The sequence below is a fragment of the Dongia sp. agr-C8 genome (genome assembly GCF_054658695.1).
Genome location: NZ_BAAGHZ010000005.1, coordinates 432805 through 452683, shown reverse-complemented (window position 1 = coordinate 452683; position 19879 = coordinate 432805). Strand labels below are relative to the sequence as shown.

General features: G+C 66.9%; 24 protein-coding genes. 10 read left to right on the top strand and 14 right to left on the bottom strand.

Annotation, left to right across the window (positions count from 1 at the left end):
• Nucleotides 1–10 precede the first annotated feature (10 nt).
• Both ACYQ4T_RS26430 and ACYQ4T_RS26425 read right to left on the bottom strand, forming a co-directional pair.
• Nucleotides 11–574 (bottom strand): hypothetical protein, encoded by a 564-nt coding sequence (locus tag ACYQ4T_RS26430; protein WP_459859631.1) that lies wholly within the window; start codon nt 572–574, stop codon nt 11–13.
• 94 nt (nt 575–668) lie between these two features.
• A complete protein-coding gene (locus ACYQ4T_RS26425) occupies nt 669–1553 on the bottom strand; it encodes a hypothetical protein (protein ID WP_459859630.1) in 885 nt (294 codons plus the stop codon).
• A 66-nt stretch (nt 1554–1619) separates the two neighbouring features.
• Here ACYQ4T_RS26425 and ACYQ4T_RS26420 point away from each other — a divergent pair, with 66 nt between their 5' ends.
• Complete coding sequence (locus ACYQ4T_RS26420; protein WP_459859629.1) at nt 1620–2240, top strand: flavin reductase family protein; 621 nt, start codon at nt 1620–1622, stop codon at nt 2238–2240.
• A 30-nt stretch (nt 2241–2270) separates the two neighbouring features.
• Here the strand turns inward: ACYQ4T_RS26420 and ACYQ4T_RS26415 are convergent, their stop codons facing one another.
• The 4 genes from ACYQ4T_RS26415 to ACYQ4T_RS26400 form a co-directional block, all read right to left on the bottom strand.
• Entirely contained in the window at nt 2271–2969 is a 699-nt protein-coding gene (locus ACYQ4T_RS26415) for a hypothetical protein (protein ID WP_459859628.1), read from the bottom strand.
• A gap of 88 nt (nt 2970–3057) precedes the next feature.
• The gene (locus ACYQ4T_RS26410) at nt 3058–4794 is read right to left on the bottom strand and encodes a flotillin family protein (protein ID WP_459859627.1); all 1737 of its coding nucleotides are present in this window, start codon (nt 4792–4794) and stop codon (nt 3058–3060) included.
• 212 nt (nt 4795–5006) lie between these two features.
• Entirely contained in the window at nt 5007–5708 is a 702-nt protein-coding gene (locus ACYQ4T_RS26405) for an OB-fold-containig protein (protein WP_459859626.1), read from the bottom strand.
• A gap of 3 nt (nt 5709–5711) precedes the next feature.
• Nucleotides 5712–6236, bottom strand: coding sequence for a hypothetical protein (locus ACYQ4T_RS26400; RefSeq protein ID WP_459859625.1), 525 nt, complete (start codon nt 6234–6236; stop codon nt 5712–5714).
• Between the two features lie 248 nt (nt 6237–6484).
• On the opposite strand from ACYQ4T_RS26400, the gene ACYQ4T_RS26395 reads away from it, so the two are divergent.
• The 7 genes from ACYQ4T_RS26395 (at nt 6485) to ACYQ4T_RS26365 (ending at nt 11999) form a co-directional block, all read left to right on the top strand.
• Nucleotides 6485–7000, top strand: a complete 516-nt coding sequence (locus ACYQ4T_RS26395; RefSeq protein ID WP_459859624.1) for a PAS domain-containing protein — start codon at nt 6485–6487, stop codon at nt 6998–7000.
• A gap of 89 nt (nt 7001–7089) precedes the next feature.
• Nucleotides 7090–7959 (top strand): transglutaminase family protein, encoded by an 870-nt coding sequence (locus ACYQ4T_RS26390; RefSeq protein ID WP_459859623.1) that lies wholly within the window; start codon nt 7090–7092, stop codon nt 7957–7959.
• 131 nt (nt 7960–8090) lie between these two features.
• Nucleotides 8091–8909 carry a transglutaminase-like domain-containing protein gene (locus ACYQ4T_RS26385; protein ID WP_459859622.1) on the top strand — a complete coding sequence of 273 codons (819 nt, stop codon included), beginning with the start codon at nt 8091–8093 and terminating at the stop codon, nt 8907–8909.
• Between the two features lie 136 nt (nt 8910–9045).
• Nucleotides 9046–9204, top strand: coding sequence for a hypothetical protein (locus ACYQ4T_RS26380; RefSeq protein WP_459859621.1), 159 nt, complete (start codon nt 9046–9048; stop codon nt 9202–9204).
• A gap of 300 nt (nt 9205–9504) precedes the next feature.
• Nucleotides 9505–10350 (top strand): AAA family ATPase, encoded by an 846-nt coding sequence (locus ACYQ4T_RS26375; RefSeq protein ID WP_459859620.1) that lies wholly within the window; start codon nt 9505–9507, stop codon nt 10348–10350.
• A 67-nt stretch (nt 10351–10417) separates the two neighbouring features.
• Nucleotides 10418–10813: an endonuclease domain-containing protein gene (locus ACYQ4T_RS26370; protein WP_459859619.1), complete on the top strand. Its 396-nt coding sequence runs from the start codon at nt 10418–10420 to the stop codon at nt 10811–10813.
• Nucleotide 10814: 1 nt separating this feature from the next.
• On the top strand, nt 10815–11999 hold the full coding sequence (locus ACYQ4T_RS26365; protein WP_459859618.1) for a vWA domain-containing protein: 1185 nt from the start codon (nt 10815–10817) through the stop codon (nt 11997–11999).
• Nucleotides 12000–12191: 192 nt separating this feature from the next.
• Here the strand turns inward: ACYQ4T_RS26365 and ACYQ4T_RS26360 are convergent, their stop codons facing one another.
• Nucleotides 12192–12893, bottom strand: a complete 702-nt coding sequence (locus tag ACYQ4T_RS26360) for a lipoate--protein ligase family protein (RefSeq protein WP_459859617.1) — start codon at nt 12891–12893, stop codon at nt 12192–12194.
• Nucleotides 12894–12922: 29 nt separating this feature from the next.
• Between ACYQ4T_RS26360 and ACYQ4T_RS26355 the strand changes: the two genes are divergently transcribed.
• Nucleotides 12923–13621 (top strand): extensin-like domain-containing protein, encoded by a 699-nt coding sequence (locus ACYQ4T_RS26355; protein ID WP_459859616.1) that lies wholly within the window; start codon nt 12923–12925, stop codon nt 13619–13621.
• Between the two features lie 6 nt (nt 13622–13627).
• On the opposite strand, the gene ACYQ4T_RS26350 is transcribed toward ACYQ4T_RS26355, so the two are convergent.
• The 4 genes from ACYQ4T_RS26350 to ACYQ4T_RS26335 are packed head-to-tail and all read right to left on the bottom strand — an operon-like array spanning nt 13628 to nt 16308.
• Complete coding sequence (locus ACYQ4T_RS26350; protein WP_459859615.1) at nt 13628–13861, bottom strand: lipoyl domain-containing protein; 234 nt, start codon at nt 13859–13861, stop codon at nt 13628–13630.
• On the bottom strand, nt 13861–14880 hold the full coding sequence (locus tag ACYQ4T_RS26345; protein WP_459859614.1) for an alpha-ketoacid dehydrogenase subunit beta: 1020 nt from the start codon (nt 14878–14880) through the stop codon (nt 13861–13863). The genes ACYQ4T_RS26350 and ACYQ4T_RS26345 overlap by 1 nt, the downstream gene beginning before the upstream one ends.
• A gap of 8 nt (nt 14881–14888) precedes the next feature.
• The gene (locus ACYQ4T_RS26340; RefSeq protein ID WP_459859613.1) at nt 14889–15875 is read right to left on the bottom strand and encodes a thiamine pyrophosphate-dependent dehydrogenase E1 component subunit alpha; all 987 of its coding nucleotides are present in this window, start codon (nt 15873–15875) and stop codon (nt 14889–14891) included.
• A gap of 1 nt (nt 15876) precedes the next feature.
• Entirely contained in the window at nt 15877–16308 is a 432-nt protein-coding gene (locus ACYQ4T_RS26335) for a 2,4'-dihydroxyacetophenone dioxygenase family protein (RefSeq protein ID WP_459859612.1), read from the bottom strand.
• A 163-nt stretch (nt 16309–16471) separates the two neighbouring features.
• Between ACYQ4T_RS26335 and ACYQ4T_RS26330 the strand changes: the two genes are divergently transcribed.
• Nucleotides 16472–17425: an AraC-like ligand-binding domain-containing protein gene (locus ACYQ4T_RS26330; RefSeq protein ID WP_459859611.1), complete on the top strand. Its 954-nt coding sequence runs from the start codon at nt 16472–16474 to the stop codon at nt 17423–17425.
• 3 nt (nt 17426–17428) lie between these two features.
• On the opposite strand, the gene ypfJ is transcribed toward ACYQ4T_RS26330, so the two are convergent.
• The 3 genes from ypfJ to ACYQ4T_RS26315 are packed head-to-tail and all read right to left on the bottom strand — an operon-like array spanning nt 17429 to nt 19804.
• Nucleotides 17429–18313, bottom strand: a complete 885-nt coding sequence (gene ypfJ / locus ACYQ4T_RS26325; RefSeq protein ID WP_459859610.1) for a KPN_02809 family neutral zinc metallopeptidase — start codon at nt 18311–18313, stop codon at nt 17429–17431.
• 15 nt (nt 18314–18328) lie between these two features.
• The gene (locus tag ACYQ4T_RS26320) at nt 18329–18610 is read right to left on the bottom strand and encodes a hypothetical protein (RefSeq protein ID WP_459859609.1); all 282 of its coding nucleotides are present in this window, start codon (nt 18608–18610) and stop codon (nt 18329–18331) included.
• Nucleotides 18611–18670: 60 nt separating this feature from the next.
• Nucleotides 18671–19804 carry a DUF2336 domain-containing protein gene (locus tag ACYQ4T_RS26315; RefSeq protein WP_459859608.1) on the bottom strand — a complete coding sequence of 378 codons (1134 nt, stop codon included), beginning with the start codon at nt 19802–19804 and terminating at the stop codon, nt 18671–18673.
• Between the last annotated feature and the right edge of the window lie 75 nt (nt 19805–19879).

Here is a 19879-nt window from a genome sequence, read left to right as displayed (position 1 = left end):
GCTTGCCGGGCTATTCCTCCGCGCCGGTCGGTCCCCCGACCGCCTGATCGTAATTCCGTCGCAGATAGTCCTGTGCCACATCGGCGATGCGTTCCAGCATGCCGTTATCCGTCCCCCCAACCGACCAGGCGCCACCCATTGCGGCTGCGCGCTGAAAGAATTCCGGCTGGGCGATCACCTGCTGGGTCGCCGCGTCGATCAGCTTCAGCTTGATGACGACCGCCGAGCTGCCGGCGAAGGCGCCGGCGAAGAAGCGGGTTCCGCCGTCGACGAACTTCAGCTGGTCTACATAGGGCTCGATCTTGAGCTTGCGTGCGTTCGGCTCCGTCCGTTCCCAGGGCTTGGTGACGGCGGAGATCTTCTGCTGGAGATTCGTCTGGATCTTGGTCAAGGCCGCGGTTTCCTCTTTCGCTTCCGCCGAGGCCTGCACCGGCAGCAATTCGAACTGCCCGAAGTTCTTCAGCGGCTCCGCCGGCGGCGGATTGGCTGTCACCGAAGGCTCGATATGCGTGACGCAGGCACCCAACAGCAGGACCAGCAGCCCGCAGGCGGCCCAACCAAGAAACTTGTCCATCGATTCCCCGAACTTTGCGTTTGCAACCATAACGGCAGGATGCGCAGAGCGTTATAGCCAGCGCCGCTCCCGATCTCCAGTTGTTTTCGCCGGGTCATCGCGGGGCTTGTGCCCGTGGCTTCTGCCGCTCGAAATCCTCCCTAAGCGCCGCCAGCTCCGCTGCGCTCAAGCCCTCGACATTGCCGTAGTCGCGTTTCCAGGATGAATCCTCCGACCAGCGCAAAGGCGATTGCACCGTCGTCCGCGGTGCCGTCGCCTGCTCCAGGAGGTCGAGTGCAAGCTTGAGCGTCATATCCTGCGATGCGGGATCGTTCGGCCGTCCCGCCGCATTGCCGAGCGGGAAATCCGAGAACAGGAAACGCGGCACGCCGACCCGCTCCACGATATCCTTGGCGGCACCCATGACCACGGTCGGAATCCCGTTCGCCTCCAGGTGCCGCGCCACCAGGCTGAGGCTCTGGTGACAGACCGGGCAGTTCGGCACCAGCAGCGCCACATCGGCGCCATCAGCCCGGCAGCGCGCCAATACGTCGGGTGCATATTCGTCCCGCGTGACCCGCTGGCTGCGGTTGGTGGGCACGCCGAAGAAGTGGTCGGTGAGCCCCGCGATCCGCCGGCCGATCGCCGCGCGCCGCAGCGCCTGCAGCGGGAAGTAGCTCCCCTGATCCTCCCCGGTCGTGTGCTTGAAATCGATCGCCACGTGATTGATCCCCAGCGTCGGCTCGGTCCTGGCGTCGGCCGTGTAGACCTTGCCGAACTTGGCGGCGCCGTTATAGGCCGCACCCGGTTCCTGGTTGCCGTGGCCCGGCCGCTTCGGCGCCGCGGTCGTGATCAGCGCCACCCGCGCGGCGCGGAGCGGTTTCCGCAGCGCCTGGAACGGCACCTCGGCATGCTCCGCCCAGCGATAGGGCGCGGGATAGCCGAGCGCCGCGTAGTAATCCCGCGTGCGGGTGATATAGGGAATGGGCGCGTCATCCATGCTAGGTTGCTGCAATTCGCCGCTCCCGCGCGCCGGGGGCGCGCCTGTAACGGTAGGACCATCGCCTTGGCAGATTACCACGTCTACGAACCGAAGAATGGCCATGGCCTGGCCCATGATCCGCTGAACTCCATCGTCGTGCCGCGGCCGATCGGCTGGATCTCGACTCTCGACGGGCAGGGCCGGCGCAATCTGGCGCCCTACAGCTTCTTCAACCTCTATACCTATAAGCCGCCGATCGTCGGCTTCTGCTCCAACGGCTGGAAGGACAGCGTGCAGAACGTGCAGGCGACCGGCGAGTTCGTCTGGAACCTCGCCACCCGCGACCTCGCCGAGGCGATGAACGCGACCAGCGCGCCGCTGCCGCATGGGCAGGACGAGTTCGAGCGCGCCGGGCTCGAAGCCGCGCCCTCGCGTCTCGTCAAGCCGCCCCGGGTCGCCTTGAGCCCGGTCGCCTTCGAATGCAGGCTGACCCAGATGGTTCCGCTCACCAACCTCGCCGGCCAGGCGGTGAATTCCTGGCTGGCCCTGGGCGAGGTGGTCTGCATCCACATCGCCAGGCGCCTGATCGTGGATGGCGTCTACGACACGGTCGCGGCCCGGCCGATCGCCCGCGGCGGCGGCCCGGCGGACTATTTCGCGGTCGAGGAAAGCGTCCGCTTCCGCATGACGCGCCCCAGCCTCTGAGACCCGGGCACCTGAAACCCCGACGCGGGCTCAGGACCCGACCTGGCTCCCGCTGTCGCGCAGCACGCGGATATATTCGAGCAGGCCGCAGGCGCGCGGCACCCGGTCGTACTCTTCCTTGCTGTCGAGCGAGAGCTGCCGCCTTGTGCGCACCACGGAGAAGATGTCGATCGCCTTGTTGACCGTGGCCCGTGCCTGGTCCTGCAGGTTGCGCTGCGAATCCTCGATCGACTTCCCCGCCACGGTCTTGCGGATGACCGAGGTCAGCGCGATCTCGATCACCTGCCGGGCGATCGGGATCAGGTGCCGGTCGATCGCGACATGCTTCTGCTCGTGCTCGGTCACCACCTTGTCGATGCAGGAGCCGGGTGGGATCTGCTTGGCGACCCGCACCACCGTGCTCCATTCCAGGACGATCAGCGCCTTGCGCGCGGTGGTGCAGAAATTGCCGTCGCCGTCCGGCACCGTCACCAGGTCGATATCCGCCTTGGCGCCGATATCCGCCTCCGTCATGCCCAGGGTCCGGTCATAGGCCTCCATCCCGGTGCGCCGCGAGGCGCTCGGGATCTTGGAGAGATCGGTGAGCGACAGCGAGCGGTCCTCGCGGACCGGCCCTTCCTCGATCTTGACGGTGATGTCGGGATGCGCCGGCTGGCCGCATTCCGCCGCGGCGGGCGGCGCAAGGCAGGCGGCGAGGAGAAGCGCGATCGGTCCGGCAGCGAGCTTCATGGCGGCTTCAGTCTAGCCGAAATTTCCCGCCGCGTGATGAAAGAAGCGCCCGATTCCGGGCGGAATCGGGCGCTCTCCTCACACGCGGTTAGTGCTTCGGCGCTTCATCCGCCGGCGCCACCGCGCCGCCGTTCAAATGCCCAGGGGCCTTGGCCGCCGAGATCAGGCTGGTCACCGGATTGCCCTCGGCATGGAAACCGGCCTCCTTCAGCAGGCTGTCGATCACCGGCGACTGGGCGCGATAGGCGAGCAGCGCATCGACCAGGCTGTCCGCCTTGCCGCCGTTCCCGCCGCCACCCGCGCCGCCGATCGCCGCAAGCCCGCCGCCCATATCGATGATCCGCACCTCGCCGATCTTCTCCAACGGGCGCACCGCCTCGGCCAGAGCGATCGGCAGGATGCGCAGCCGCTCCTTGGTGATCTCCAGCTCGATCACCGCCGCGGACATCGCATTCCGCGCCTCGTTGATCTTGCGCTGGCCCTCGGCTTCGACCGCATAGGTCTTCTCCAAGGCATCGGCCTTGATCTTCGCCGCGTCGGCTTCCGCCTGCGCCGAGATCTTCACCGCCTGCGCGGTGTTCTGTGCCGCTTCCTTCTCCGCCTCGGCGGCGACGGTGATCTTGGTCGCTTCCTGCTCGGCCTGCTGGCGCGCCATGATCACCGCGGTCTGGCGGTCACGCTCGGCGATCGCGACCTTACGCGCGGTCTCGACTGATTCCGAGGCGCTGGTCGCCAGCGCCCGGGCCTCTTCCGCCTTGGCCTGCGCCACCGACTGCTCCTGGCTCTTGGCCGCGACCACGATCGAGCGGTCCTGGTCGGCGAGCTCGACGTCACGCTGCTTGGCGATCCTGAGCGTCTCGGCGGCGCGATCGGCCTCGGTCTGCTTCTGCGCGATCACCAGCTGCGCGTCGATGGTCGCCGATTCCTGGACCTTCTTCGCCAAAGCCTGACGTTCGGCGATCGCCTGCTCGGCCTCGATCTTCGCCGTCGCCTCGGCACGCTGCGCCTCGGCCTCCTTCAACGCGGATTCCGCGCGGGTCGCCGCCGACTTGTTGACGATGTCACGCTGCTGGTTGAGCTCCGCCTCCTTCTTCTGGCGCTCGATCTCCAGGGTCTTCTGCCGCGCGTCGAGATCCTGCTGCGCGATGTTGACCTCGGCCGCGCGCACGGTCTGGTTCCTCTCCTGCCGCTTGGCCTCGGTGATCTTGGTCAGCGCGGTCAGGCCTTCGGCGTCGAAGGCGTTGTTGGGGTTGAAATACTTGGTGTCGGTCTGGTCGAGCTTGGTCAATGACGCGCTCTCCAGCTCGAGGCCGTTCAGCTCGAGATCGCTGGAGACCGTGTTCTGCACCGACTTCACGAAGGCCGCCCGCTGCTCCTGCAGGTCGGCAAGCGTCATCGTCGCCGCCACCGAGCGCAGGGCATCGACGAACTTCGCTTCCACCAGCTCGCGCAGCAGGGCCGCGTCGTTGGTGCGCGCACCCAAGGTCTGCGCCGCCAGGCCGATCGACTGCGCGTCCGGCTTCACGCGCACGTAGAACTCGACGCCGATATCGACCCGCATGCGGTCCTTGCTGATCATCGCCTCGGCATTGTCGCGCCGCACGTCGAGCCGCAGGGTCTGCAGGTTGACCCAGGCGATCGAATGAAAGACGGGGAGCACCAGCGAACCCCCGTCCAGCACGACTTTCTGCCCGCCGAAGCCGGTGCGCACATAGGCGCGGTCCTTCTCCGAGCGGCGATAGAGCCTGGCCAGCACGATGCCGATGGCGATCAAGGCCACGAGCAGGAGCACGGCCGGAACCATCAACTGAAAGATCATGTCCATGTTACGTCCTCACCTCCGAGTCACCGGACCCATGCCGCCGGCCAGCCCCCGCGACCCACGCGCGGGGTATTCTTTGCAAGCGGAGAGGCTCGAGCCGCGGCACCCCCACCCAACCCTCCCCCAAAGATGGGGAGGGCTCCTTCCTTCTCCCTCCCCCGACTTCGGGGGAGGGTTGGGGTGGGGGTGCGACTGAAAACTCCCGCCGATAAATCTCAGATGCTCTTCTCCAGCAACCGCTCCGCACTCGGCACCACCGTCAGCGTCCCGCCGACGCGGTCGACCACCAGCACGCTGGTGCCCTGTTCGATGCTGAGACTCTCGCGCGCGGCCAGCACCCGCGGGAAATGCGCGTTGCCATGGGCGTCCATCACTTTCGCGCGCCCGGCCGACTCCCAATCCACCGGACCGAGAGTGACGACGCCGGTGCGCCCGATCAGCGCTTCCTCATCGACCGCATAGCTCTCGTCGCGCGGCAGGAAGCGCGCCAGCAGGCGGCTGACGCCGCGCGTGGTCGGGATGACGCCGAGGAAGGCGAGCAGCGCGGCGACCACGGTCGGCAACGGGGCGGCGACATGCATCGCCACGATCTGGATCGCCAGGCCGACCACCGCGAAGACGCCGAGCGCCGCCATCAGCAGGATCAGCAGCGGCACTCGCCCGGCATTCAGCCAGTCGTAGAAGCTCCCGAACAGGTTCCCGTGCGGCATCTCCGCATGCACGTCCAGCACCGAGCCGTGCTCGACCTGCGCATGCAGGTCCGCATCGGCATGGTCGAGCCCGAGCAGGTGATCGACCGCGCCGGACAGCGAATGCCCGAACACCAGGCTCACGACCTCGATCGCGCAAAGCCCCACCAGCACCAGCCCCGCAATCACGAAGGGCTGGAACCCGACCTCTGTCAAAAAGGAAAACATGGCCTACCCCGAAGCAGTCACACCCTCGACAACTGACAAGCGCACGGCGATCAGCAACTCGAACTCGGTGAGCTCCTCCCCCGTCTTCGGGGGAGGTGGGGAGGGGGAGCCCCGCAAAGACTCCCGCCGACCCACGTGCCGAACAATCAATCTCGCCGGACTCTTGCCATTCCATTCCGCGCCGTAGCCGGCGACGCGGAAGGGGATGGTGACGCGTCCGCTCAAGGTGGCGATCGAGACCAGCTCGATGCCTTTGAGCCCGTAGAGTTTCTCGTCGAGCGGCGCGCCCTCTACAATCTTGCCGCGCCGTCGCTGCACGAAGTCCTTCAGGGCGAGCGTCACCGCGCGCGCCTGCAGTCCGCTTTGCTTCCGTGCCGCCTCGTAGAAATGGCGGTGCAGGGCGACCAGGTCGTGGCTGTGCTCGGTCGGCACGTGGCCGTCGAGCCAGCGCAGCAATTCCCGATGCGCATCCACCGTTTGCCGCAACGACGCGGCTGCGGGTTCATCTTGCGCGATGAGCAGCTGCAACCGGCAGTGCCCAAACTCCCCGCCTCTTCGACCTCTGGTCACGGAATACGATAAAAGCACCGATCGGGTGCTTTTCAAGCTTTCGTGAACGATATTTTGTGGTTAAGTCGAAAAAGGGAAGCAGAACAGGGCATTGCGGTCGAATGGATTTGCGCTGCGTCAATGCATGTTGTCGGCGCTCTGCTAAAGGACGCGACACCCATCCATGACCGCCCGCGCCAAAAAGACAGCCCGCGCCGATTAGACAGATGACGAGCACCGGCACTGCATCGACCACCGGCTATCCCCGCACCACCTCGCTCGACTTCCTGGAGCGCTGCCGCCCGTCGACCGCCGCCTTCTATCGCTACTGGGACAGCAAGCGGCGCGGCCGCAAGATGCCGTCCCGCGCCGACATCGACCCCTTGGAGATGAAGCCCTGGCTTGCCGGCACCGCGCTGGTCGATGTGACGCGCGAGCCGCCGGGACGCCTGCGTCCCTACGCGCTGCGCTATCGCCTGATCGGCACGCGGCCGACTTTGCTGCGCGGCCAGGACGTCACCGGCATGCGGGTCGAGAGCGGCTATTTCGGCGCCAATGTCGAGGCGGCGCTGGAGAACTACCGCCTCGTGATCGAGGAGCAGACCCTGGTCTACGACTGGGACCGCACCCCATCCTCCGACGGCTTCTCCCGCGAAGCCGAGACCCTGCTGCTGCCCCTGAGCACCGACGGCGAGAATGTCGACATGGTGCTGGTCTATCAGGAAGTGGACACGCTGCGCTGACGGCGTCGCCGCCAATCGCCGTTTGCTCCCTTGCCTCGAATCATCCATGGTCTCACGGCGGTCGCGTCCCCGGCGGCCGGAGAACGATTGTGCTGCTGACCATCCGCCACCGCACCACCTATCGCTATCGCCAGCCCGTTGCGTTCGGTGAGCATCGGATGATGTTCCGTCCGCGCGAATGCGCCGAGCAGCGGGTGATCGACATCCAGCTGGCGATCGACCCGGAGCCCGTGCTGCTCCACGGCGTCGAAGACGGTTACGGCAATCACATCGGCATCGCGACCTTCGCCGGCCGCGCGCGTTCGCTTTCCTTCGAGAGCACCGTCCGCGTCGAGCACGCACCCGCGGCTTTCGCTGCCGATCCCTTGGCCGCCGTCCCCTATCGCGCCGAAGACCCGGTCGCGCTCGCGCCTTATCTCGCCCGCGAGCCCGCTGCGCTCGGCGACGCGGTGAACGCCTTCGCGCGGCGGTTCCAGGTCGAGGTCGGGAGCGCCGGCGCCTGGCCGCTGCTCTGCGCGCTCTCCGACGGCATCCATCGCGGCTTCGCCTATCGCCGGCGCGAGGCCGAGGGCACCCAGGCGCCGCAGGAAACGCTGCAGCTCGGCCACGGCTCCTGCCGCGACTTCGCGGTGCTGATGATCGCCGCCGCGCGGGCGCTCGGCTTCGCCGCGCGCTTTGCCTCCGGCTATCTCGCCTCGGCTTTTGATCTTGGGGAAGCCGAGGCGCCGGATTACACCGGCGGCAACACCCATGCCTGGGCCCAGGTGCTTGTCCCGCGTCTCGGCTGGATCGACTTCGATCCCACCAGCGGCTCCGTCGGTCGGCAGGGCCTGGTCACCGTTGCCGTGGCCGCCGTGCCGGAAGAAGCGGTGCCGCTCCACGGCACCTTCCTCGGGTTTCCGTCGGATCATATCGGCATGGAGGTTGCGGTGACGATCGCAGCCGGCCCCGCACGCTGACGGCAACGATATCTGCGCCGGCGGGTTCGTCTCGATAAGGATCGACGCCACCGGCGCGACCCTGTATTGCTGATCCAGCCGCCGCGCGCGCTCAGGCCGCAGCCTTCAATCCCACACTACAAGGAAACCTGATGAAGATCCGTATCGGCTGCGAGTTGATCTATGACCTCCCGCAGCCGACGCCGATGATCCTGGTGCTCGGCTCGCATTTCAGCCGGGCCTCCGACATCGTCGTGCCGGATTACCTCGTCACCACGCCGACCGTGCCGATCGCCTTCTATCGCGACAGCTTCGGCAACTGGTGCAACCGGCTGACCGCGCCGGCCGGCCGCTTCACCCTCGGCACCGACGGCGTGATGCGCGACAGCGGCAAGCCGGACCCGGTGGTGCCTTCGGCCCGCCAGGTGCCGGTCGAGGACCTGCCGGCGGAAACGCTGCTGTTCCTGCTCGGCAGCCGCTACTGCGAGACCGACAAGCTTTCCGACACCGCGTGGAAGCTGTTCGGCAACGGCCCGACCGGCTGGGCCCGGGTCCAGGCGGTCTGCGACTTCGTGCACCACCACATCGCCTTCGGCTACGAGCATGCCTCGGCGACCATGGGCGCCCATGAGGTCTTCGAGAAGAAGCAGGGTGTCTGCCGCGACTTCGCGCATCTCGCGATCGCCTTCTGCCGCGCGCTCAACATCCCGGCGCGCTACTGCACCGGCTATCTCGGCGACATCGGCATGCCGCCGCCCTACGGCCCGATGGACTTCGCCGGCTGGTTCGAGGCCTATCTCGACGGCCGCTGGTACACCTTCGACCCGCGCAACAACATGCCGCGCATCGGCCGCGTCCTGATCGCCCAAGGCCGCGACGCCGGCGACGTCCCCATCACCCACACCTTCGGCCCCAACAAGCTGGTCAGCTTCCGCGTCTGGACGGATGAGGTCCTGGACAAGGCCGCTTGAAGGCGCAGGCGGACGGCTTCGCTCCCGGCCCTATCGGTACGCGCCCGACCCTGCTTGCCCGGCCGGGACGCCACCGGGGTGTCGAGAGTGACTATCCCGGCGCGCCAATGTCGAAGCGGCGCTGGAAAACTACCGCATGGTGATCGAGGAGGGGACCCTGGTCTATGACTGGGACCGCGCGCCCTCCGACGACGGCTTCTCCCGCGAAGCCGAGACCCTGCTGCTGCCGCTATCCACCGACGGCGAGAATGTCGACATGGTGCTGGTCTACCAGGAGGTGGGCAGGCTGTGGTGAGTCGATGCAAGGACTTCTCACCCTGTTGCAGATAAATTCCCCTTATCTGTCGAACAGGAACGTCGTCGTCCCTTTGAGGATTTCGTCGCGAACTTTCGGCCCCGCCATGTCATCGACGGTCAGATGATTCATTGCGTGGCTGAGGAATTCTACCTTGGATAGCGACATGGCGTAGCCTAGTTTGTGGCCGCCGCGCTCACTTAGAGCATGCTGTCAAACAAGCTCTTTTGAGTTTTGGTGACTTGGCTCGCCTGCTAACCTTTTTGAGATTCCGCTGCTATGAGAGCGAAGAAAGCCGCCATGCCCAAATTTACCGGCACCTCCCGCTACATCACCACCCGCGACCTCGAGATCGCGGTCAATGCCAGCGTCACCCTCGGCCGGCCGCTGCTGGTGAAGGGCGAGCCCGGGACCGGCAAGACCGTGCTGGCCGAAGAGGTCGCGGCGGCGCTCGGGCTGCCGCTGATCACCTGGCACGTCAAGTCCACCACCAAGGCGGCGCAGGGGCTCTACGAGTATGACGCGGTCGCGCGGCTGCGCGACGGCCAGCTCGGCGACGAACGGGTGAAGGACATCCGCAACTACATCGTCAAGGGCAAGCTCTGGAACGCCTTCGAGCAGGAAACGCCGGTCGTGCTCCTGATCGACGAGATCGACAAGGCCGACATCGAATTCCCGAACGACCTCCTGCAGGAGCTCGATCGCATGGAATTCTTCGTCTACGAGACCAAGCAGACGGTGAAGGCCCGTCATCGCCCGATCGTCATCGTCACCTCGAACAACGAGAAGGAGCTGCCCGACGCCTTTCTGCGCCGCTGCTTCTTCCACTACATCCGCTTTCCCGATAAGGAAGTCATGGAGCGGATCGTCGCCGCGCATTACCCCAACATCAAACGCGACCTGCTGCGCGAGGCGATGACGCTGTTCTACGAGATCCGCGAGGTCCCGGGCCTGAAGAAGAAACCCGCCACCTCGGAACTGCTCGACTGGCTCAAACTCCTGGTCGCCGACGAGGTGCCGGTGGAGGCGCTGCGCTCCCACGACCCCAAGGTCGTGGTCCCGCCCCTGCATGGCGCGCTCTTGAAGAACGAGCAGGACGTGCATCTGTTCGAGCGCGTCGCCTTCCTGGCGCGGCGCGGACAATGAGACGGATAGACCCGTCGACCCCTCACCCCATCCCTCTCCCGCAAGGGGAGAGGGGGCTTATCTTTCCGTGACGGTCAAGCGAACCCGCGCGCGCGAGTTGCGCAAAAACCAGACGGATGCGGAACGCCGGATGTGGATGTTGCTCCGCGATCGGCGGCTAGAGCATCTGAAATTCAAGCGCCAAGAGCCGATCGGTCCCTTCTTCGTCGATCTCGTTTGCTTGCAGAAGCGCCTCATCATCGAACTCGATGGCGGCCAACACAACGAGAACTCCACCGACGATCAACGCACGGCATGGCTTGAGTCACAGAACTTCAAAGTCATCCGCTTCTGGAACAACGACGTCCTCAAAAACCCAGAAGGGGTGCTGATCGCAATCCTTCTCGCACTAAAAATAACCCCCTCTCCCCTTGCGGGAGAGGGCAGGGGTGAGGGGTCGACGGGTCTCTCCAGGGAATTCTGAAATGTTCGCCGGCTTCATCACCGCGCTGCGCAACCAAGGCGTCCCGGTCTCCTTGACCGAATACCTGACCCTGATCGGCGCGATGAAGCAAGGTGTGGCGCAGCTCGATGTCGAGGACTTCTACTTCCTCGCCCGCGCGACCCTGATCAAGGACGAGCGGCTGATCGACCGCTTCGACCGGGTCTTCGCGCTCTATTTCCACGGTCTTTCCGCGGTCGGGGGCGACATCACGGCCGAGATCCCCGACGACTGGCTGAAGGCGCTGGCCGAGAAATACCTCACCCCCGAGGAGCTGGCGCAGATCCAGACCCTGGGTGGCCTCGACCAGCTGCTCGAAACCCTGCGCCAGCGCCTGGCCGAGCAGAAGGAGCGCCACGAAGGCGGCTCGAAGTGGATCGGCACCGCGGGCACCTCGCCCTTCGGCGCCTATGGCGCCAATCCGGAAGGCATCCGCATCGGGCAGCATGAATCGCGCAACCGCCGTGCGGTCAAGGTCTGGGACAAGCGCGAGTTCAAGGACCTCGACGGCGAGGTCGAACTCGGCACCCGCGCCATGAAGCTGGCGCTCCGCGGCTTGAGAAGGTGGGGCCGCGAAGGCGAGGCCAACGAGCTCGATCTCTCCTCGACCATCCGCAAGACCGCGGAGAATGCCGGCTCGCTCGACATCCAGATGGTTCCGGCGCGCCGCAACAAGATCAAGGTGCTGCTGCTGCTCGATATCGGCGGCTCGATGGACGACCATGTCGAGGAATCGGCGCGCCTCTTCTCCGCCGCGCGCTCGGAATTCAAGCATCTCGAGACCTGGTATTTCCACAACATGCCCTATGAGCGGCTGTGGCGCTCGAACCGCCGGCGCTATGACGAATGGACGCCGACCACCCAGGTCTTGAACACCTATGGCGGCGACTGGTCGCTGATCGTGGTCGGCGACGCCACCATGAGCCCCTACGAGATCCTGCAGGTCGGCGGCTCGGTCGAGCATATGAACGACGAGGCGGGCTCGGTCTGGCTCGGCCGTTTCCTGAAACACTACCCGCGCGCGGTCTGGATCAACCCGCGCGACCGCGCACGCTGGGACACCACCCAGTCGGTGAAGCTGATCCGCCAGCTGATGGGCGACCGCATGTATCCGCTGACATTGGATGGCCTCGATGCCGCGCTCAGGGCATTGAAACGTCCGCTGTGATCCCCTTGACTCCTGGGAACAAAACGGATACATTGTGCGGTGATCGACGGGCGTCCTCCGCGCCCCTGCATGTACCCAGCATGTACGGAAAGAGGATCCATTCCGCAGAGCATGGCTTCAGCCGGCCTGGAGTTCCAGGCATAGCCGCGATGGACCTGCAGCCAGCAGCAGGCCGCAGCGGCGACCCGGCAGTCAACTCCCCGGAGTGACGGTCTGCCGCAATGCTGCCTCGAATGCGTCCGTAGAAACGCCCGAAATCCCCTGCAGCGTGCCCATCACCGCGCGCTGAAACCGCGTCGGCACCCCGGCTTCAGCAAGGAACCGCTCCAGGTGATCGATCTCCCGATCCAGGCTGCCTTCGACCCAGACCATCGCATGCACCAGCATCGCCGAGAGCAACTGCCCATCCTTCTCGCCTTGCCGGCGCCGTTGCGCGATGCCGATGATCTTCTGTCTTCCGATGGCGATGTCATAGCGTCCGGGACAGCAGCTGCCGGCGATCTCGCCGACCGTCGCGGTGACGCCGCAGCTCTGCAAAGCCGCCAGCATCGAATCGGCGAATTGCCTGAAGGCGGCGTCGATCGAAGGCGCCTCATCGCGCGGCGTCGCAATGGCCAGCGAGACGTTGAGCGTGCCCGCGGTCTGCGGCACCGGCCCGCCGCCGGTCCGGCGCACCACCACCGGCCGGCCGCGCTGCCCGGAAGCTGCTGCGGCCGCGGCAAATTCGGCGCGCTGTGCGAGCAGCGGCGTCACGACGAGGCAGGGGCTGGTGCGCCAGAGCCGCAGCAAACCGGTCTCCGGACGTGCGAGCACATCCTCCAGCAGCGTCATCTCTCCGGCGATATCGCTTTCGGCGCTCGCCCCCGGCAACCCGCGCCTGATCTCGAGGTTCATGAGAGAGGCCTTACCACATCCCGCCGCAATTGAAACGCTTCCGCCGACTCCTCATCCTCGTCGCTCTGGCGCTCGCCGCGGGCGCTGCCGCCATCTATGAAGGCTGGATCCGCATCCCGCCGAATGCCGTCCCTTGGGCGAAGGTGATGCTGGATGAGAGGCCGGGCTGGTTCGCCAACATCCAGCTGAACGGCCTCTCGACCGACGGCGGCGCCTGCCGCGCCGCGCTCGGCCGCTCGACCATGAAGTTCTCGGTGATGGCCGACCGGCAGATCGGCGCGGACTGCGGCTTCACCGACGTGGTGCGCGCCGATTCGACGCCCATCGCCATGAGCCCGCGGCCGGTCGCGACTTGCGCCATGACCGCCGGCCTCTATTGGTGGCAGCGGCGGCTGGACGAGATCGCGCAGGCCGAACTCAACAGCCGCGTGGTCCGTATCGACCAGCTCGGCACCTACGCTTGCCGGAACATCAACTCCGCCGCGGAAGGCCGCCGCAGCCAGCACGCGACCGCCAACGCGATCGACATCGCCGCCTTCCATCTGGCCGACGGCCGGGTGATCTCAGTGCAGAAGGATTACGGCCAGCCGACGCCGGAAGGCCGCTTCCTCGACGCCGCGCATGACGAGGCCTGCAGTCTCTTCAACATCGTGCTCGGCCCGAAATACAACCGGCTCCACGCCAACCACTTCCACCTGGACCTCGGCGGCTTCCGGTTCTGCCGGTGAGGCGCGCTATTCGATTCGGGCGACCACGTCGCCGCGCTGGAACGGCTGCTCCGGCTGGACCAGGATCTTGAGGTGCCCCGCCGCCGGCGCGACCAGGTCGTAGGCGGTTTTCTCCACCATGAGCTCGGCGATCAGGTCGCCTTCCTGCACCGGGTCGCCGTCCTCGAACAGCCAGGCCGAGACGATCCCCGGCAGGTCCTCCTCCCAGAGATCCTTCGGCACCGCGACTTGTGTGGACATTACGCCTTCCCGAGCGTGAGGCGCGCCGCCGCCGCGATCTTCGCACCGTCCGGCAGCAGCGGGCGCTCCAGCGCCGGGCTGAACGGGATCGGGATATCCGGGAAGGCAACCCGCTTCGGCGCTGCCTTCAACTGCTGGAACGCGCATTCACTCGCCAGCGCGATGATCTCGCCGGAGACGCCGTAGCTCTGGTAGTCCTCATCCGCCACCACCAGCCGGCCGGTCTTCTTGACCGAGGCGAGCACCGTCTCGCGGTCGAGCGGCATCAGGCTGCGCAAGTCGATGACCTCCGCCGCGATGCCATCCTTGGCGAGTTCCGCCGCGGCGTCGAGCGCATGGTGCACGGTCGAGCCGAGGCCCACCAGGGTCACGTCCTTGCCGGGCCTCGCAATCGCTGCCTTGCCGATCGGCACCAGGTATTCGTCCTCCGGCACGTCGTTGATCGCGCCCTTCACCGTGCCGAGCCAGCCCATGCCCTGCAGCGCCTTGTGGAACATGTAGACGACCGGGTTGGGATCGCGGATGGCGGCGAGCATCAGCCCCTTGGCGTCATAGGCATTGGACGGCACCACCACCTTGAGGCCCGGCAGATGCGCGAAGGTGCCGTAGAGGCATTGCGAATGCTGCCCGGCATCGCCGTAGCCGCCGCCGACCGAGGTCATCAGCACCATCGGCACCGGGCTCTGCCCGCCGGAGAAGTAGCAGTTCTTGGCGGCAAGGTTGTAGATCGCATCCATGCAGACGCCGAAGAAGTCGACGAACATCAGTTCGACGATCGGCTTCATGCCGACGCAGGCCATGCCGACCGCGGCGCCGATGAAGGCGGTCTCCGAGATCGGCGTGTCGCGGACCCGGGTCCCGCCGAACTCCTCGAAGAGGCCGCGGGTATTGCCGAAGACGCCGCCCAGCCGGCCGATATCCTCGCCCAGCACCAGCACGGCGGGATCGCGCCGCATTTCTTCGGCGATGGCTTCCGCCATGGCCTTGGCGATGGTCAGGTTGCGCTTTGTCCTGTTCACCGGCGCGTTCACGCGAACACCTGTTCGAAAGCCTGCCGCGCCTCCGGGAAAGGTGCCGCGCGGGCGGCGGCGATGGCGTCGGCGACCCTGCTCTCGGCCTCCGCCCGGATCCTCGCATCGGCTGCGGCATCGAGCGTGCCGTCCGCGAGGAGCCGCCGGCGCAGGGCCGCGATCGGGTCCTTGGCCTTCAACCCGGCGACCTCGCCTTCGGCGCGATAGCCCTCGGCATCGCCCATGAAATGGCCTTCCAGGCGATAGGTCTCGATCTCGATCAGGCTGGGACCCTGGCCGGCGCGCGCCCGGGCGATCGCCGCGCCGGCGACCGCGAAGATCTTCATGGGATCGTTGCCGGTGATGCGGTGGCCGGGCATGCCATAGGCGGCAGCGCGCACCGCGTTGTCGGCAACCGCCGTCGAGTCCCTCTTGGAGACGGAGATCCCCCAGGCATTGTCCTCGATCACGAAGACGACCGGCGCCTGCCAGACCGCGGCGAGGTTGAGCGCCTCGTGGAACGCGCCCTGGTTGGCCGCGCCCTCGCCGATGAAGGAGACCGCGACCCGTTTCTCGCCGCGCTGCTTGAACGCGGCGGCGGCGCCGACCGCCGGTCCCATGCCTTCGCCGATGATGCCGGCGCAGGAGAAGTTCACCTTCGCGTCGAACAGATGCATATGCCCGCCGCGCCCGCCCGAGAGCCCGGTCTTCTTGCCGAAGATCTCGGCGGCCATCGCCTTGAGATCGACGCCCTTGGCGATGGCAATGTGGTGCGGGCGATGCGTCGCGGTCACGAAGTCGCCGGGGTCCAGATGCGCGCAGACGCCGACCGCGCAAGGCTCCTGGCCGTTGGAGAGATGCATCTCGCCGGGGATCGGCCCGTTCGCCATGTTGAACGCGGGCTGCTTGCCCTCGAAATAGGCGGCGGCGACCGCCTCCTCGAAGCGCCGGCTGACCAGCATGCTGTGGTACATCCAGCGCGCCTGCTCCTTGGTCGGAGTCATCTCACGCCGCCTTGGCGTCGAGCTCCGCCGCCTTGTCCGCGAAGTATTTCCAGTCGAGCAGCATCAGGATCGAGCCGTCGGGATTGGTGAAGGCGACCGGCCCGTGGTTGGTGAAGAGGAGCTCGGAATCCTCCAGGAACTCGGTGCGCGCGTGATAGACGCCGAGCGGCTCGTAGCCGTAATCGCCGGCCTTGGCCGTGCCGGCACGATAATCCATGACGCCCTTGGTCATCAGATACTCGCCGGCGCCGTGGTGGAAATGCGGCGGGAAGGCCGAGCCCTTGGCGCAGCGGAACATCACGGTCCAGACCCCGGTCTCGGCGCTGGTCCTAAGGACGGCATAGTCGATGCCCGGCGCGAAATTGATCCAGCGGCGTTCGCTGTCGCGGCAAAGCAGGTCGGCGGGGTTGGAATCGGCAGGCGCAGCGCTCATCGGTTTCCTCCGTTTGGGGCGGCTGATTGACCCATTGATTGACGGGGACCGCCCTTTATCGGAGGATCGTGGGGCGAATGCCGGCCCCGGTCTTGCCTCAGCGTGACCGGAAGCTTGACCGAACGTGCCGGACGCGCCCGGGAGAGGTTGGGGAGGGAGACGCATGGCGGCTGCCGCGCCCGCGGAACTGCTGTCCACCGAGATCCTGCCGCCGCCGCGGCAATACGAGGCTTGGCGCGACGCGGTTTCCGCCACCCATCTCGCCTGGGACCTGCCGCGCCGCAGTGAGAGCGCGTTCAGCGGCCGCATCCGCCGCCAGTCGCTCGGCGCCGCCGACATCATCCAATGCCGCTGCGATCCCTGCCAGGGCCGGCGCGGCCGCGCCGAGATCGCGCGCGCCGACACCGCCGCCTACGGCCTGCTCTATATCGTCGGCGGGCGGGAGCGGATCTATCAGGACGATACCGAGATCACGCTGCGCGCCGGCACCTTCACGCTCTGGGACAGCACGCGGCGCATCGATTTCCGGGTGCCCGACACGCTGCAGAAGATCACCCTCATGCTGCCGCAGCGGATGCTGGAAGCGGTGCTGCCCAATGCCCGCGACCTGACCGGCATCCCGGTCAGCGCCCGCCAGGGCTCGGGCGCGCTCTTCGCCACGCATCTGCGGTCGCTGGCGCGCCAGGGCGCGGAGCTGCCGACGGCGCAGCATGACGCGGTGCTGCAGGCAACGCTTTCCCTGATGGCGACGGCCTTCGAGACGCTGGTTGCCTCGGCGGGCGCCGATCACCGACGCCACCTGATGGCCCGGATCAGCGGCCATATCCTGAAAAATCTTGCCGATCCGGGGCTCACGCCAGAACGCGTCGCCGTCGCGCTCGGCCTCTCGCTGCGCCAGCTGCACCGCGTGTTCGGGATGAGCGGCTGGACGGTGGAGCGTTGGATCTGGCATCAGCGGCTGCTGCGCTGCCGCCAGGAGCTGGATCTGCGGGAGAAGACGCCGATCTCGCAGATCGCCTTCCGCTGGGGCTTCAGCGATGCCGCGCATTTCAGCCGCGCCTTCCGCGACGCCTTCGGCGCCTCGCCGCGCGACTACCGCAACCGGTTGAACGCCTAGCGCCTACAGCGTCTTCGCGGTCAGCGTGTCGCAGGCGTTGACGTCGCCGGCTTGCATGCCGCGCTTGAACCAGCGCTGGCGCTGCGCCGAGGTGCCGTGGGTGAAGCTGTCGGGCACCACATAGCCCTGGCCTTCTTCCTGCAGCTTGTCGTCGCCGATCGCGGAGGCGGCGTTCAGCGCCTCGTCGACATCGCCCGGCTCGACGATCTTGCGCTGGTTGGCGTGATAGGCCCAGACACCCGCGAAACAGTCGGCCTGCAACTCGATCCGCACCGAGGCGGAATCGGCGCCGGTCTGGTTGCCGCCGCCGAAGGCGCGCCCGATCTCCTCGGTCGAGCCGATCAGGTGCTGGATGTGATGCCCGACCTCATGCGCGATCACATAAGCCTGGGCGAAATCGCCCGGTGCCCGGAAGCGCTGCTTTAACTCGTCATAGAAGGCGAGGTCGATATAGACCTTGGCATCGCTCGGGCAATAGAACGGTCCCATCGCCGCGGCGCCGGTGCCGCAGGCGGTGGCGGTGCGGCCGGTGAACAGCACCAGCCGCGGCGCCTGGTAGGTCTCGCCCGCGGCCTTGAATATCTCGCTCCAAGTATCCTCGGTATCGGCCAGCACGACCTGGACGAACTGCGCGCCCTCGTCGTCCTCCGGGATCGGCGTGGTGTTGGCCGGCTGCTCATGGCCGACGCCGCCCATGCCCCCGCCCTCGATCTGCGACAGCAGCGTGGTGGGATCGACCCCGAAGAACAGGCCGATCAGCAGGATCACGATCAGCCCGAGCCCGCCGACCTTGATGCCACCACCCCCGCCGCCGAAGCCGCCGCCGAAGCCACCGGAGCCGCGCCGGTCTTCCACATTCGTGCTGCGCCGCCCGCCCCGCCAAAGCATGTCCGCCTCCGCCTTCTAGAACCGGGTGAGCCGCCGCCGGTTGGCCCGCACCCGTCGGTGATAATAGCGTGCCGAGCGGTCGACGACAGCCGGCAACGTCGATCCCAGCTGTCCGCTCCAGGCCCGTGCCTGCAAGGCAAAGCCGGCGGCGACCTTTTCCGTGACCATGCGATGAAACTCTGCCGCTGCCGCCGGACCGCCGGCCGCCATCTTCATGCCGCGCAAGGTCATCACCATCGTCATTTCTCCGGTCAGCATCCAGAGACCGAAACTCGTCTTCAGCCAATCCTGGACCATGATCCTGCGCTCCGCTCTCGTTCTTCGCGGACCAACGATCCGGCGGTATCGCGGGTTCCGCTAGGCTTCGGCGGCTTCCGCCCGCGCCTGCCGGCGCCAATGGCTGATTTCGACCTCGACCCGGTCCTGGGGGATGGTGTCGAAGAGATCGAGCGCGCCGCCAAGCGCGCCCGCCGCGACCAGCCCGTCCTGCGACTGCGCCTTGCGCCAGAGGAGATAGATCGTGGCGAACTCCTCGCGCGCCATGCCGATCGCCCGCGCGGCGATGGCGATGCTCTCGCCGTTGTTTTCCTTCACGAAGCGCTGCACCAGGCCGACCGGCAGGTTGGCCATCTTGGCGAACATCGCCTCGGCCATGGCCCGCTCGCCGCGCCGCAAGGTCTCGACCATCAGCCGCGGCGACAGCCGGAAGCGCGGGTCCGGCAGCGGCGTGCCGTTCGGTGCAGGCGCGGGTTCGGTCGAGACCGGGGTGGCGCCGGTGAAATCCGGCTCGCGAGGGCTGCCGCTCTCGACGGCCAGGCTCAGCAGGTTGCGCAGCCGCGTGACCGTGTCGCCTTCTTCCGGCGCCAGCTCGAAACGCTCGATCAACGCCTCGCGCACCGCCGGGTCGGCCCATTCCGCCATCTCGATGCCGGCCTCTTCCATCAGCTCCGGGCGCTTGGCGATGCGTTGCTGCAGGTCGACGTCGTCGCGCGCCATCTCGATCGCATCGGCCATCGCCGGGATCGAGAGCCTGATGGTCTCGTTCTTCAACAGCACGCGGGCGAGGTCGGGGTCATTCCGGCGCATCAGCGCATCGGCCACGGACATCGGCAGCGCGCGGCGCGCGGCGATGATCGCCGCGCGCTCGGGATCCTCGCTGAGCGTCATCAGGTCCGTGGTGGTCAGCGATTCCGCCTGGAACAGCACCAGCGAGGCGATTTCGATATCGTCCGCGGCCAGCAGCCGTGCGAGCTCGGCCGGCGCGAAAGGCGCGTTGGCGGTCGCATAGGCGAGCTCCAGCCGCGCCTCGACGGTCGCGAAGGGATGCAGGATTTCCAGTAATTCGGTGAAGCCGCGCTTCTCGCCCTCGCTCAGGCCCTGGCCGCGCGCCAGGAACAGCTGCCCCAGCAACCCGAACAGCCGCGAGCGTCCCTCCGGCGTGCGATCGCGCGCCGACTCCATCAAGGCTTCGATGCTGAAGGGTTCGCTCATGCTGCTTCGATCGTGACCGAAAGGGATAGACCCGTCGACCCCTCACCCTGTCCCTCTCCCGCAAGGGGAGAGGGG

What these genes read in the sequence shown, in the direction of transcription:
- ACYQ4T_RS26365 (WP_459859618.1), top strand. Translation starts at nt 10,815, where the DNA reads ATGTTCGCCGGCTTCATCACCGCGCTGCGCAACCAAGGCGTCCCGGTC.
- ACYQ4T_RS26395 (WP_459859624.1), top strand. Translation starts at nt 6,485, where the DNA reads ATGACGAGCACCGGCACTGCATCGACCACCGGCTATCCCCGCACCACC.
- ACYQ4T_RS26430 (WP_459859631.1), bottom strand. Translation starts at nt 574, where the DNA reads ATGGACAAGTTTCTTGGTTGGGCCGCCTGCGGGCTGCTGGTCCTGCTG.
- ACYQ4T_RS26405 (WP_459859626.1), bottom strand. Translation starts at nt 5,708, where the DNA reads ATGTTTTCCTTTTTGACAGAGGTCGGGTTCCAGCCCTTCGTGATTGCG.
- ACYQ4T_RS26410 (WP_459859627.1), bottom strand. Translation starts at nt 4,794, where the DNA reads ATGGACATGATCTTTCAGTTGATGGTTCCGGCCGTGCTCCTGCTCGTG.
- ACYQ4T_RS26360 (WP_459859617.1), bottom strand. Translation starts at nt 12,893, where the DNA reads ATGAACCTCGAGATCAGGCGCGGGTTGCCGGGGGCGAGCGCCGAAAGC.
- ACYQ4T_RS26330 (WP_459859611.1), top strand. Translation starts at nt 16,472, where the DNA reads ATGGCGGCTGCCGCGCCCGCGGAACTGCTGTCCACCGAGATCCTGCCG.
- ACYQ4T_RS26340 (WP_459859613.1), bottom strand. Translation starts at nt 15,875, where the DNA reads ATGACTCCGACCAAGGAGCAGGCGCGCTGGATGTACCACAGCATGCTG.
- ACYQ4T_RS26350 (WP_459859615.1), bottom strand. Translation starts at nt 13,861, where the DNA reads ATGTCCACACAAGTCGCGGTGCCGAAGGATCTCTGGGAGGAGGACCTG.
- ACYQ4T_RS26415 (WP_459859628.1), bottom strand. Translation starts at nt 2,969, where the DNA reads ATGAAGCTCGCTGCCGGACCGATCGCGCTTCTCCTCGCCGCCTGCCTT.
- ACYQ4T_RS26315 (WP_459859608.1), bottom strand. Translation starts at nt 19,804, where the DNA reads ATGAGCGAACCCTTCAGCATCGAAGCCTTGATGGAGTCGGCGCGCGAT.
- ACYQ4T_RS26380 (WP_459859621.1), top strand. Translation starts at nt 9,046, where the DNA reads ATGGTGATCGAGGAGGGGACCCTGGTCTATGACTGGGACCGCGCGCCC.
- ACYQ4T_RS26375 (WP_459859620.1), top strand. Translation starts at nt 9,505, where the DNA reads ATGCCCAAATTTACCGGCACCTCCCGCTACATCACCACCCGCGACCTC.
- ACYQ4T_RS26320 (WP_459859609.1), bottom strand. Translation starts at nt 18,610, where the DNA reads ATGGTCCAGGATTGGCTGAAGACGAGTTTCGGTCTCTGGATGCTGACC.
- ACYQ4T_RS26385 (WP_459859622.1), top strand. Translation starts at nt 8,091, where the DNA reads ATGAAGATCCGTATCGGCTGCGAGTTGATCTATGACCTCCCGCAGCCG.
- ACYQ4T_RS26335 (WP_459859612.1), bottom strand. Translation starts at nt 16,308, where the DNA reads ATGAGCGCTGCGCCTGCCGATTCCAACCCCGCCGACCTGCTTTGCCGC.
- ACYQ4T_RS26425 (WP_459859630.1), bottom strand. Translation starts at nt 1,553, where the DNA reads ATGGATGACGCGCCCATTCCCTATATCACCCGCACGCGGGATTACTAC.
- ypfJ (WP_459859610.1), bottom strand. Translation starts at nt 18,313, where the DNA reads ATGCTTTGGCGGGGCGGGCGGCGCAGCACGAATGTGGAAGACCGGCGC.